Origin of the sequence: Bacillus clarus, from assembly GCF_000746925.1 — a bacterium.
Lineage (GTDB): Bacteria > Bacillota > Bacilli > Bacillales > Bacillaceae_G > Bacillus_A > Bacillus_A clarus.
Genome location: NZ_JMQC01000008.1, coordinates 396469 through 410871 on the forward strand (window position 1 = coordinate 396469; position 14403 = coordinate 410871).

9 protein-coding genes and 1 pseudogene are annotated in these 14403 nt (G+C 36.9%); 2 read left to right on the forward strand and 8 right to left on the reverse strand.

The window, feature by feature from the left end; translation table 11 throughout:
• Positions 1-123: 123 nt before the first annotated feature.
• Positions 124-4296, reverse strand: a pseudogene (locus DJ93_RS02790) (beta strand repeat-containing protein); the annotation flags it as partial.
• A 116-nt stretch (positions 4297-4412) separates the two neighbouring features.
• Here DJ93_RS02790 and DJ93_RS02795 point away from each other — a divergent pair.
• Positions 4413-5162, forward strand: a complete 750-nt coding sequence (locus DJ93_RS02795; protein WP_042979090.1) for a (S)-benzoin forming benzil reductase — start codon at positions 4413-4415, stop codon at positions 5160-5162.
• Positions 5163-5197: 35 nt separating this feature from the next.
• Here DJ93_RS02795 and DJ93_RS02800 read toward each other — a convergent pair whose 3' ends face one another.
• The 6 genes from DJ93_RS02800 to DJ93_RS02825 all read right to left on the reverse strand — a co-directional run bounded on the left by DJ93_RS02800 (position 5198) and on the right by DJ93_RS02825 (position 11758).
• A complete protein-coding gene (locus DJ93_RS02800; protein ID WP_117287890.1) occupies positions 5198-6037 on the reverse strand; it encodes a GNAT family N-acetyltransferase in 840 nt (279 codons plus the stop codon).
• Positions 6038-6097: 60 nt separating this feature from the next.
• Positions 6098-7606: an argininosuccinate lyase gene (gene argH / locus DJ93_RS02805; protein ID WP_042979092.1), complete on the reverse strand. Its 1509-nt coding sequence runs from the start codon at positions 7604-7606 to the stop codon at positions 6098-6100.
• Between the two features lie 113 nt (positions 7607-7719).
• On the reverse strand, positions 7720-8829 hold the full coding sequence (locus DJ93_RS02810; protein ID WP_042979093.1) for a serine hydrolase: 1110 nt from the start codon (positions 8827-8829) through the stop codon (positions 7720-7722).
• Between the two features lie 118 nt (positions 8830-8947).
• Entirely contained in the window at positions 8948-9895 is a 948-nt protein-coding gene (locus tag DJ93_RS02815; RefSeq protein ID WP_117287889.1) for a nucleoside hydrolase, read from the reverse strand.
• A gap of 144 nt (positions 9896-10039) precedes the next feature.
• A complete protein-coding gene (gene panF, locus DJ93_RS02820; RefSeq protein WP_042979095.1) occupies positions 10040-11476 on the reverse strand; it encodes a sodium/pantothenate symporter in 1437 nt (478 codons plus the stop codon).
• Between the two features lie 3 nt (positions 11477-11479).
• Positions 11480-11758: a YhdT family protein gene (locus tag DJ93_RS02825; RefSeq protein ID WP_042979096.1), complete on the reverse strand. Its 279-nt coding sequence runs from the start codon at positions 11756-11758 to the stop codon at positions 11480-11482.
• Between the two features lie 273 nt (positions 11759-12031).
• On the opposite strand from DJ93_RS02825, the gene DJ93_RS02830 reads away from it, so the two are divergent.
• Positions 12032-13516 carry an aldehyde dehydrogenase family protein gene (locus tag DJ93_RS02830; RefSeq protein ID WP_042979097.1) on the forward strand — a complete coding sequence of 495 codons (1485 nt, stop codon included), beginning with the start codon at positions 12032-12034 and terminating at the stop codon, positions 13514-13516.
• Positions 13517-13574: 58 nt separating this feature from the next.
• Here DJ93_RS02830 and fabG read toward each other — a convergent pair whose 3' ends face one another.
• Complete coding sequence (gene fabG, locus DJ93_RS02835) at positions 13575-14315, reverse strand: 3-oxoacyl-ACP reductase FabG (protein WP_042979098.1); 741 nt, start codon at positions 14313-14315, stop codon at positions 13575-13577.
• Positions 14316-14403 lie beyond the last annotated feature (88 nt).

Consider the following 14403-nt stretch of genomic DNA (forward strand, 5'->3'; position numbering starts at 1 on the left):
TAACTTTCTTCTGGTTATCCGCAAATGATTACAAGGTAAACATCTAAATGGAATCTTATCTAAACAATTTAAATTCGTTTGGCAAATTTGTTCTATTGTCGGTACAAATGGTGTATCTACTCTATTACTTTCTATCATTTGTGTAACAGGTGGCAACACTGTTCCTAATTGGTGTTCAAAGCGGATATTCGCTTTATTGACATAACTACTTGAACCGTTCGGTGCTTGCTCAACAGCTACTTTAAACGAAATAGTCCGTTCTTCACCAGGATTCAAATTACCTACAAGAAATCCTGAAACAGGACTTACATTTTGCACTGATGCACCATCAACCGTTACACTTCCTGATATAAATTGGACACTGCTATCTAGCATATCTTGAAAGCGGATATTTTGCATAACTACATCTCCAGTATTCATAACCACTGTCGTATATGTTATAACGTCTCCTATCGTTGCCGTTTGAAGATCTGCCGTTTTCACAACAGTTGCCGAAACATTTGGTGCGATAAAAGGAATAACAACTGTGTTACTATCACTTTCAATTGATACAGGTGGTTGATTTGGATTTACAGTTGCTAGCCCATTCACTACTGCAGTATTTGTAACTAAATTATTTATTTGTCCCCCCGTTATGACGACTTGAAAATTAATAATTGCAGCATCATTTGTCTGGAAATCCCCTAATGGAATACCGATATTCGGATCTGCAAACGGTAAAGGTACATCATTTACGATTACCGTTCCATTGATAAACAAAGTATTTGAATCAATAACATCTTTTAAAACGATATTTGTTACAGGTACTGTACCATCATTTATAACAGCAATTCCGTATGTGACAACATCTCCTACCATTGCTACTTCGAAATTTGCCCCTTTTGCAATAAATAATATTGCAGTATTGACTGTAATAACAACTGTATTACTCGTGTCTCGCACTGTAATAGGAGGTTCTCCTGGGACTAAAATATATTCTGCTGATGCAGCAGCAATATTTTCAACCGTTCCACCATCTGGAAAACTAGTAATTGTAGCTTGATATGTCACAACAACAGTATCTCCTACTGGGATATCTAGTATAGTAAATCCAGTAGTAGGATTTAGTCCAGGTTGTGGTGCACCATTTATTGTGACACTATCCGGAACAAAAGTAGCCCCTTCAGATAGTACATCAATAAATTGAACATTCGTCGCATCAACCGTACCCGTATTTAATATACGAACGCGATACGTTACTATATCCCCTACCCCAACAATCAAATTATCTACCTCTTTTACCATATCTAAACTACCTCGATTTACTGGCGTTACCGTCGTATTGCTTGAATTTATTATCGTAAATGGAGGTTCCCCTGGGACTAATTCAAAATCACCAGTTGTACGTGCGGTATTCATTATACTGTTAGAAAAAGGGATTGCAGTTACAATTACGTCAAATGTTATGAGTACGCTTGTTCCTCCAACAAGGTCAGGCAATGAAAATCCTATAAATGGATTCAATCCTGCCTCTGATACGCCATCTATCTCTACGCTATCAGGGACAAATTCTAAATTAGATGATGGGACATCAATAAACTGAACATTCGTCGCTGCTACACTTCCGGCATTTATTACTTCAATTGTATATGTTAAAATATCTCCTACTGTTGCTACTTCTGCATTCACAAACTTTGTGACTTCAAAGCCACCTGTTTGCAGCGTTGTATTCACAACGTTACTTGGAGAAGTAATGGTTACTGGAGGTTCATTTGGATTCACTTGAAAGCTTGCAGATACAGTTGCGCTATTTAAAATATCTTCATTTGCCGGATCCAGCTCAATTAGCACCTCAAACGAGACTACCACCGATTGACCTACAGGGATATTCGGAAGAGAAAATCCTGAATTCGGATTCAGTCCATTTTGCGCCGATTTATTAATCGTTACAGAGTTTGCCACAAATGATACCGCTAAAGAAACAACATCTTGAAAAAACACATTCGTTAACAGGGCATTTCCTGTATTTTGAACAGTCACAGTGTACGTTAAAATATCCCCTACCGTGGCTTGATTTGTATTGACCTCTTTTATAACATTTAGACCGCCTGTATTAATTTGCGTCACAACTGTATTGGTCTGTCTATTAATCGTTATTGGTAGCTGATTTGGATTAACAATAAAATTAGCAGTCACATTCCCACGATTCGTGACAGTACCCCCTGATGACGATGATACAATTCGAACTTGGAACGTGATCGTCCTAGTTCCGCCTGGAGGAATATTAACAATTGAAAACCCAGTTTCTGGATTTGCTCCTGACTGCGAAATTCCATCTACTGTCACACTATTTGGTAGAAAAATCGTTCCAAGCGGAATTGGATCTTGAAACATAACGTTTGTTGCAATTGTATTACCTATATTTTCAATTGTAACGGTGTACGTAAGAATATCATTAATTGTCGCAAAACTTTTATCGACTGTTTTTCTTGTTCTTATATCAGCGGTATTAATTGTAGTGAATACAGTATTACTTGTCGCTTGACCTGACATTGGTTGCTGTCCTGGTACTGCGATAAAATTAAACGTTACACTCGCACGGTTCGGAATTGGATTTACAAGAGGATTAGACGTCACTCGAATTTGAAAGCGGACAACTATCGTTTGCGAAGCATTGATACTACCGAGGTTCATACTATTAGCTGGATTTGCTCCTGGCTGTGAAATTCCATTTACTGTTACACTTCCGGCTACAAAAGTGGTTCCACCAGGTATACTATCAACAAAAATAACATTATTTGCAGCAACATTCCCGTTATTCGTAACATTGACCGTGTACGTTAATACATCATTAATGTTGGCTACTTGTAAATCTACAGCCTTTTGCAAACTTACATTCGCACGATTTATCGTTGTACGTACCGTATTTGACGAAGCGGTACTTGTAATTAGTGGACTTCCTACGAAAGGACGGAATTGATATGATACCATCGCACGGTTTTGGATTGGATTTGGGTTTGGGAACGATGTAACCCTTACTTGAAATGTAACAATTCTCTGGGCATTGTTAGCGATCGTTCCTAAATTAATTCCAGTAGCTGGATTCGCGCTTGGTTGAGTTACGCCCCCTACTGTAACACTACCAGCTACAAACGTTGTTCCATTTGGAATACTGTCTTGTAATACAACATTTTCTGCATTTCCTGTTCCTGTATTAGGAACTGTAATTGTATAAGTAAGAATGTCCCCTATACCAGCAGTCGTTTTATCAACAGCTTTGACTGGATTAATAATTGGACCCGTCGCATCAATTTGAACACCGAAACCTGCTGCAGCATATCCATCTCCATTTGTAACGAAGCGAACAGTCGCTGACGTTTGGTTGTTTACTAGTGATGACGAAGCATCTACATTTGTAATATCCCAACCTTGTCTTCGAACCGGTAACGCTATACCTAATGGCTGATTCAAATCACCAAACGTACCGGTTGTGTCTAAATTTCCTGTATCATTACAAATTTGTGATTGAAAGAAATTATTTGCCGGGTTTCTCGGCCCAAATAAAGCAACTGTAGCAGTTACGTTTGGTCCAAAACGAAGTTGATCCCCTACAATGTTAGAATCTCCCTCTTGCGCAGTAACAAGTACTCTTCCTGTTACCATCCCAGTTGCTGGGGTCGCAAATCCCGAAATAACAGCATCAACTGGTGGTGATGACGCATCAATAATTTCCTGCCCCGCGTATACAGATAAATTTCGAAGCGGTAAACTCGCGTTTTGATAAATAACTTCAAGTGTCCAGCCCACCGATCGACTAATCGTTGGATTTGCAGCGGTTCTGGCAGCTGGCACTCTTCCAGTTGTATACGTTCCTGTCCCCCCTCCGTTAACGAGACTCGTGACATTAGCAGATCGAACATAATAAAACTGGTTTCCTACTGATCCTTGCTGGGCTGTTGCAGGATCTGGTGTAACAGAAAATATTCCGGCTGGTGTAGTAAATGTGACATCATCATTTAAAAATGCGGTTACGTCTTCTGTATCGGTTCGGTATGTGCCCGCCCAAACTAATTCTGCGTATAAAACACTACTTCCCACTGGAAGATTCAAAATTGCACTTGAAGAATTTAATGGCCAGTCATTCGTTGTACCTACTGGGAATCCAGGAACTTGAAGCGACGTATTTACTGTTGTAAACACATCAATCGTACCAAAGTTATTATTCGGTGCAGGAGATGTTGGACTTAATCCTAATGTATTCCCAGTAAACGTAACGGCTCCAGTTACCGTTGTTGTAAAGCGATTCATAAAAGGCACAGCAGATCTCCCTTTCATTTATAGTAAAAAGTGCTCTATACTATAAGATGTAGACAAACTATACAAGGTACGTTGTCCAACAAAATTCCATACATATGAGAGGAGTTTACTAAACTATGCGCTACATTATCATAACAGGAACTTCACAAGGATTAGGAGAAGCAATCGCCACGCAATTATTAGAAAAAAACACAAAACTCATCTGTATTTCTAGAAGAGAAAATGAAAAGCTTGCCGAAATAGCAAAGCAAAAAAATAGTCATTTATCCTTCCATTCTATGGACCTCCAAGACATACATAACTTAGAAACCCATTTTGAAACGATTCTTTCATCTATTAAAGAAGACACCGTTTCATCTATTCATTTAATTAATAACGCAGGCACAGTTGCACCAATGAAGCCAATCGAAAAATCAGAAAGCGAACTTTTAATTACAAACGTGCAAATTAATTTAATCGCACCTATGATTCTTACTTCCACTTTCATGAAACATACGAAAGATTGGAAAATCGATAAACGTGTTATAAATATTTCATCTGGTGCAGGAAAAAACCCTTATTTTGGATGGGGGGCTTATTGTACAACGAAAGCCGGTGTAAATATGTTTACACAATGCATCGGATTGGAAGAAGAGGAAAAAGAATATCCTGTAAAAATCGTTGCTTTTGCACCAGGTGTTGTTGATACAAATATGCAAAAGCAAATTCGTGAAACAAATAAAGAAGACTTCACAAACTTAGATCGCTTTGTTACTTTAAAAGAAGAAGGAAAATTACTATCTCCTGAATATGTTGCGAAAGCTATTCGTAACTTACTAGAAACTGAGAACTTCCCGCAAGGCGAGGTTATTAGAATTGATGAATAACAAAAAGGCACGCTATAATAGCGCGCCTTTTCATTCTACTTCTCGAAAAATATAAGTACAGACTCCCCAATTTGCTCATAACCAATTTCCTGATAAATTTTATTCGATGTCGGATTCGCTAAATCAGTATATAATGTAGTTGTCTTGTACCCTTCCTCTAACATACGTTGACTAAGTGCCGCTACACAATTAGATGCGTACCCTTTTTTCCGCGCTTCTTTCGGCGTATAAACGAAATTAACTGTTATATTATTTGTAGTGGGTCTCGTTTTTGCAGCTACGGAAACTAGTTTTCCGCCCACTTCCAAACCGAATAGACGATGATTAGTGATTAATGTATGTGCGGTTTGTTTCGCTTCTTCTTTCGTAGTAGGAAGCTTCACATCTTCACAAAATTGATATATCCACTGTTCTATTAATGGTAGCTCATCATTATTTACTACTCGAAAAATTCCATCTCTGCCCCACTTCTTCGTTACTTGTTTCAACTCATATACCCCTTGCTCCATTACAACAGTAGTTCTCTTATTTTCTAATATCGCAATCTCTTCCGCTAATTTCTGTACAATTTTCTTATTACCGATCAACCCAGGAATATCTGGATATACTTTCGTTAATTTCTTCGCAAGTTCCACGATATCCTCTTCCGCAATTTCAGACGTAGCAACAATCATTTGTTTCTTCTCCACTGTTTGAAGAAATACAACTGCAATTTCTTCTCCTTGTTTCGCTATCCCCATAAATATCGGCTCTTGAACAACTTGTAATACACCTAATAGCAAATTATTCTCCTGCTCATTCTTTTCTAAAAATGGTATAACATCTTCTTTAAAGCGCAGTATTTCTTCACATACGTGTAAATGAATCATCGACAATCTCTTCTCTCCATTTATATTTTAATTAAGTATTGGCGATTAATTCATTAAATCCTCCTTTTACGATTCAACAATATTTGAAACGAATGTATTCAAATCATTTTCAACTTGTAAAATTCTCTGTTTTTCCTTTTCAAATACCTCTTCTTCTTTTCGAAATGACTCTTTTCGATTTTTTATCATACGCTCCATTTCTTTTTTACTCGGCCCACCATATACATTTCTCTTTTGAATAAAAGCTTCTGGTGATATAATTTCTTTCCACTCTTCTTCTAATAAATTTACTCTGAAATTTTCTTGTAAGTACATATTCACTTCTTTGAAATGTAATTCATGAAGCTCCTTTTTCTGCTCTAGTGACATATTCGCAATCGTACTTGCTGCATGATGAGCGTGCCGAAATGGAATTTCATAGTTTTTCGTTAAAACATCTGCGAAATCAGTTATCGTAATTGCATGTTTATAAGAACGCCTTTTTAACGTTTCCTTTTCTACTTTCATCGTTCGAATAACTGCATTCATAATACAAAAAACACGAATAGTCTTTTCAATTCCTTTATATAAATACGGCTGCAAGTCATCTTCCGTATCGACAATATCACCAAACGGTGTATTATGAATCATTTGAAAAACCGTAAAAGCTTCTCCTAAAGCACTACTTGTAAGAGCACGTGCATGTTCAATAGAGACTGGGTTCCGTTTTTGAGGCATAATACTACTAATTTGTACGTATGGATTCGCAATAGCAATCCCATCGTACTCTTTCGTTGCTAACAATAAAAGATCATGGATCCATCTGCTCGTATTCGTCATGATTACCATAAGTAACGAGCTAACCTCTAATAAATAATCGGCCCCAGCAACAGCATCGTATGAGTTTTCAATTACTTTTGTAAATCCAAGTAACTTCGCAACTCTTTGTCTATTAATAGGAAAACTGGTCGTTGAAAGAGCTGCTGCCCCCATTGGTGAATGATTTACAAGATGATATGTTTTCACAATTCGCTCTAAATCCCTTTGCATCGTATCATAAATTGCTAATACATAATGACCAAATGTCGTCGGTTGCGCTGGCTGCGTATGTGTATAAGCGGGCATAATCGTTTCCATATGTTCCTCAGCAAGTTGCAATATGCTTTCTTGTAATAACATATGATGTTCCATTAGACGTAATAAGTATCTCCGCAAACTCATTCGATACATCGTCACACCCATATCATTTCTGCTTCTACCGATATGCATATTACTTACAAAATCACACTCTGCTTCTTGAACAATTAAATGTTCAATTAAAAAAAAGAGATCCTCATGCTGCTCTGTATAAAGCAATTGGCTATCTGGAATTCTCGCAACCTTCTCAAGTGCTGTTAAAATCACTTTCGCTTCTTCTATTTTCATTAACTTTTGCTCAGTAAGCATAATAATATGAGCTCTATGGACCATGAACATATCTTGTAACAAATAATCACGTTGAAATTCAAATACGTGCCTTAATACACAATTCACGTACGTTTTTCCAGGGAAATCAGCGCCTTCATCCCGTATAAATTCTTCCTTACTTCTTTTCATCACCTTTTCCCCTTTCGCCTAAGTTTTACTACCCATCATACCCATTAATAGTGAAAAAGTGCTTGTATAAGCTCCTTTAAATAAAAATAAACCCAATGCTATAAGCATCGAGTTTATTTAATAAAAGTTGCATCAAACTTATCACTTTGCAACACTTGAAAATGTAAATTTGCTAAATGTTTGCGAATTTCAGCGCTATCCTCTTCATTTAACTGATTAGCTAAAAATACGATTTCTGTACAATTCCCTCGTTTATCTGTTGCATAAACAGCTTTCGTTACTGTCCATGGTGTATAACCATTCTTTTGTCCGGCATGTCTAAACGTTTTCCTATACTTTTTCGCACTCATATCCGTTTCAACGAGACTTGCCCACGCTTTTTCCTCAGCTTGTGTAAATCCTTTTTTATGATTCGCCTTTTGAAGCAATACCATATAATCATTTGCTGAGGCAGCTGGTAATCTATCTGACCATATTTTATCATATCTTTCCTCTAAATAAAGAGGAATTTCCTTCTGCAATAGTGACCCCTTCTCTTTTAAACGCTCATGAATAATCATTGCATATTGACGATATTGCTCTTGAGTCATTTCTTTTAGTTTCTTCTCTATTTTATATTTTGGAACATGCAATTCTTTATGCAAATATCCTGGAATATATAAAGATGAAACAATCGGAAATAGCGGTTGATGAGAAGGAAGCGATATGTTTTGTAAGTTTTGATTAATGTTGTCTAGTCCGAGTCGTTCCATTAAATACTCCGTATTTGCGTTTGAACTAAACTTTACCATTCCTTTTGCAACTTCTTCTAAAGAAACTGCACCTTCAGTCATTTTCCCTGTTCTTTGCAAGTACTTCTGCCACCTGTCCTGCGCACCACCGTCCATATTTGGAACATAATAACGATTCACATCATTAATTGAGACGAAACTAGCAGGATCGATTTTCCCATCTGTAACTTGTTTCGTAAATTCAAGAGCAACAATTAATTTCATCGTACTTGCTACTGGTAATACAACATCCGGATTTACAGAATAAACAATTTTATCATTTCTTTTTATCAGTAATGCACTATTTTTTTCATCTTTATGTTCTTCAACAAATGATGCGATATACTGTGCATCATCGTTATTTGAACTCCACACTTTCTTTACTAAAAAGTTACCTGATATTAGCAAAACCAAAATACCCACAATTCCTGCGCATACTATAACTTTTCTCAAGTAAATTCCCTCTCCTATTGTGTATCTTTTCTCTATTTGATCTTTTACAAACAAAATAATAAGGACGATTACATATATAATCGTCCTTATTATTTTAACTTGTATTCTCCTATTATGTCTATGTCATAATTTTCACGAAATCTTCAAGAAATTTTTTATAATGTAATGACCAACCAATTCGCATCCAATTTTTTAAAGCTTTCGCATCAGGTTGTGGACGAAAATCAGCGATACTTTCTCCTTTCGCAATCCCAATCGTATCCACATCAACACGCCGATAAACGTAATCTAAAAGAGATGGATTGGCCGCCACCATCATAGTAACTACATCATGTACTGGACTTCCCGTTATTTTCGGATTTAACTTTTTATACGCCTTATAATAATAAGTAAAAATCGGCTCAATTAACTTTTTAAAGTTTGTTTTTGAATGTTTTGTAATGTACTTTACTGTTTCCGGTGTTATAATCGCCTCAGACGTGACATTGAGAGGTATTAGTGTCACATTATTTGCATTTTGCATTACTAATTGCGATGCGATTGGATCACCATGAAAATTCGCTTCTGCGACCGGCGTAACATTTCCAGGCATCAAGAAAGCTCCACCCATTATATAATACTCTTTCACATACTTCATCATTGGCTTTTCTAAAATAAATGCTGTCGCTAATGTAGTCGATCTGCCTGCATCAACAATAATTATTTCGCCCTTATATTGTTCAAGAATACGAAAAAATTCACAAAAAGACTTTACATTCGGTGAAATAGTTTTAGGAGGACGAATTGGTCCCAATCCATCTGTCCCATGAATTTCTGGATAGTATGTTACAAATCCCCCTGATAAAGGGATTTTCGCTCCATTAATAACCGGTATATCTTCTCGCCCTGCTAATTGTAACAAATAGGCCGCATTACTCGTTGCCTGTTCTTGCGTTACATTCCCATATCCAGTAACTACTCCAACGATATCAATTTCAGGATGCAACAATCCATACATAATTGCTAAAGAGTCATCAATTCCTGGGTCTCCTAAAAATAATACTTTTTTCATAGACCTCAACTCCATCCCTTCAATTGTTATTACTTTATGAATACATAATGGAATACAGAATGAAAAAGAAAAATTTTATTACGACTATAGTCTTTTCTATCTATTCATACGTAACAAAAAGCGCAGTCCTTTCTTATAAAGTGACTACGCTTTTCTATCTTATTGTGCTGTTTTTTTCGAAGTAAGCATACTACCAATTATATAAGCAATAAACGCAAAGCAAATTGGGAAAACAACTGTATGTATACCGAACGGATTAGGGAAACAAAGATGAATGACCATATATGATCCTACCCCAACTAAAATAGAAGCAAGCGCTCCAGTCGCATTCCCTTTTCTCCAATATAATCCTAATACAATCGGCCAAATGAAGGCAGCTTCTAATCCACCGAAAGAAAATAAATTTAACCAAATTAAAAAGTCTGGCGGTTTAATTGCTGCGACATATACAAGCAACCCTACAATACCAGTAATCCATAAACTGCCTTTCTTTATCGTATGATCTGCTGCATCTTTATTTATGTAATTCACATATATATCCTTAATAATAGAAGAACTTACAAGTAATAACAATGAATTTACAGTAGACATAATTGCTGCCATCGGTGCAGCCAGGAATATACCAGCTAACCAAGGTGGTAATACTTCCATCGCTAATAACGGCATAACCTTATCAGGTACAGTCACACCTGGAAGTACAACGCGTGCAAACACACCTGTTAAATGCATACCAATCATAATTGTACCAACGACAATCGTTCCAATTATTAATGCTTGATGCATTGCCTTGGAATTTTTATAAGACATCGCACGCACACTAATTTGCGGTAATCCTACGACACCAATTCCAATTAAAATCCAAAATGATGTTACATATGTTTTCGTTAAACTACCATCCGCTCCAAACGGTGTAATTAAATTCGGATTAATTTGAACGAGCTCATGCATAATCTTTTCAATTCCGCCACCAGCAATTATAGTAGCAACTAAAATGATCGTTGTTCCAGCTAACATAATGATTCCTAATAATGTATCTGATAAAGCAACCGCACGGAACCCACCAATTAAAACATATATAAGCACAGAAAATGTAAAAAGAAATAAAGACGTTGTATACGAAAGACCCGTTAATGATTCAATTAACCGTCCGCCGCCAACCCACTGGGCAACTGTTGCTGAAAATAAAAAGATAATAATACATAATGCAGAAAGAATAACGACCGCTTTATGATTGTATCTTCCTTTCAAATAATCAATAAGCGTAATTGCTTCCATCTTCCTTGCGATAATCGCAAATTTCTTACCAATAACCGTTAAAACAATATAACCCGTTACAACTTGAATTGCTGACAATAGTACCCATCCAAGCCCTATATTATACGCAATACCAGGACCACCAATAAAGCTACTTGCACTACCATACGTAGCGATCATTGTCATAGCTAATAGCAATCCACCAAGCTCACGCCCACCAAGAAAATACTCTTGCAAAAATTTATTATGAGCAGTTGCTTGTACATGTCTTGATGCATATACACCAATTAAAAATACAACGATAAAAGAGATTATCATTGGAATTATTACATACCAATTCATCTATCATTCCTCACTTTTTTCTTCCTCATCGAGCGAAATATCTTGAAATAAAAAACGCACAGCTAACATAAGTAGAATAACAATTACTACAAATCCAACTATACAGCTATAAAAAAACCATGCTGGAAATCCTAACACATATGTATATTCACTTGGATCCTTACTTCCAAGCCCATAAGTAAATCCGTACCATATTATAAAATTAATAACAGCAAGTCCAAGACCAATTAGCGCTTCTCTATGGGCAATTCGAAATCGTGGGTCATCATGATAATTCTTCACTTTCTCCCTCCTCTCACGAGGTATAATTGTACCATTGTTTTTCTCATTTTTCCTACTAGAAAGCAAAAACAAACAGGATTTTTTATAATTATGTAGAACACCATCATTTATTACATATTTTTTACAATTGTAACAAAATTGAAATTTGAATTTTCAGTATTTATTATTTATGATTTAAATTAGAGGCTTGTCAACTAGTTCCCTACATCGCGATTATAGGAATAAACGCCGTCTCGTACTGCGTTTACATTATATTTTCAAGGGGGTTATACAATGAGTCAACTAGCTATAAATCTTCATGAAAAGGTAGAGAAATTTCTTCAAGGTACGAAAAAATTGTATGTGAATGGAGCGTTCGTTGAAAGCGCTTCTGGTAAAACATTTAAAACTCCTAACCCAGCAACTGGTGAAACACTTGCTATCGTTTCCGAAGCTGGCCGCGAAGATATTCATAAAGCTGTAGTAGCTGCTAGAATGGCTTTCGATGAAGGCCCTTGGTCACGTATGAGCGCGGCTGAACGAAGCCGTCTTATGTACAAACTTGCTGATTTAATGGAAGAGCATAAAGAAGAGCTCGCACAGCTTGAAACTTTAGATAACGGAAAACCAATCCGTGAAACAATGGCAGCAGACATTCCGCTTGCAATTGAACATATGCGTTATTATGCAGGTTGGGCTACAAAAATCGTCGGTCAAACAATTCCAGTTTCCGGTGAGTATTTTAACTACACACGCCACGAAGCTGTTGGTGTCGTTGGACAAATCATTCCATGGAACTTTCCGCTCCTTATGGCAATGTGGAAAATGGGAGCTGCACTTGCAACTGGATGTACAATCGTTCTAAAACCAGCAGAGCAAACTCCTCTTTCCGCTCTATATTTAGCTGAATTATTTGAAGAAGCTGGATTCCCGAAAGGTGTTGTCAACATCGTTCCTGGATTTGGCGAAACAGCTGGACAAGCACTTGTTGCTCATCCTCTCGTTGATAAAATCGCCTTTACAGGTTCTACTCCAGTCGGACAACAAATTATGAGACAAGCATCTGAAACATTGAAACGAGTTACACTCGAACTTGGTGGTAAATCACCAAATATTATCTTACCAGACGCGGACTTATCTCGAGCAATTCCAGCTGCACTTTCCGGTGTTATGTTTAATCAAGGACAAGTATGCTGCGCTGGATCACGCTTATTTATTCCTAAGAAAATGTATGATAATGTCATGGCTGATCTCGTTCTTTATTCAAAAAAATTAAATCAAGGTGCTGGTCTCAACCCAGAAACTACAATTGGCCCGCTTGTTTCTGAAGAGCAACAAAAACGTGTAATGGGATATATTGAAAAAGGAATTGAAGAAGGTGCTGAAGTACTTTGTGGTGGAATTAAGCCGTACGAAAACGGATATTTCGTTGCGCCAACAGTATTTGCTGACGTAAATGATGAGATGACAATCGCAAAAGAAGAAATTTTCGGTCCTGTTATCTCTGCATTACCATTTAATGATATTGATGAAGTAATTGAGCGTGCCAATAAATCACAATTCGGCTTAGCTGCTGGTGTATGGACAGAAAACGTAAAAACTGCACATTATATTGCAAGTAAAGTTCGTGCAGGTACAATATGGGTAAACTGTTACAATGTCTTTGATGCAGCATCTCCATTTGGAGGCTTTAAGCAATCTGGCCTTGGTCGTGAAATGGGCTCCTATGCATTAAACAACTATACAGAAGTGAAAAGCGTTTGGATAAACTTAAACTAACGGAAAGAGCCTGACCAATTTTGGTCAGGCTCTTTTTAGTATGTACTATATGTATCATTTACACTTTCAATCCACCACTAACATGTAAAACTTCTCCTGTAATATATGATGCATACTCTGATGCTAAAAAAGAAGCTGCATTAGCAATATCTTGTGGTGTGCCGATTCGTCCAACCGGGATCGCTCCAACCATTTTCTCTTTTACTTTATCCGGAATTGCTTTTGTCATATTTGTATCCATGAATCCAGGACAAATCGCATTGCAAGTAATACCAAAACCTCCCGTTTCTTTCGCCGCTGTTTTCGTTAAACCGATAACCCCTGCTTTCGTTGCCGCATAATTTGCTTGACCGATATTTCCTTCCCTACTAATAGAAGAAATATTAATGATACGTCCATATTGTTGTTGCCTCATATAAAGTAAGGCAGGTTGCATGCAATAAAATACCCCAGTTAAATTCACTTGTAATACTTGTTCCCAATCTCCTTTCTCCATCTTGTGTAACATTGCATCTCTTGTAATTCCTGCATTATTCACTAAAATATGTAGGGAACCAAATTTTTGAACTGCATATTCAATTAATGACTTTGCTTCATTTTGATTACTAACATTACATGGATATAAACTCACTTCATATCCTTCTGCTACCAATTCATTTGTCGTCTCCCGTAATGTCTCTTCATTTACATCGCTTATTAATACCTTTGCACCTAATTTGGCCAAAGTACGTGCGATTTCTTTTCCAATCCCTTGTGCAGCGCCTGTAATAACAGCTGTTTTCCCATTTAAAAAGTCCATCCCTATCCCTCATTTCTATTACTTATACTGTATATTTCGGCTCTGTCCTTTCTAAATCCTTTTTGTATAAAAAAGTCTATTTGTGTCA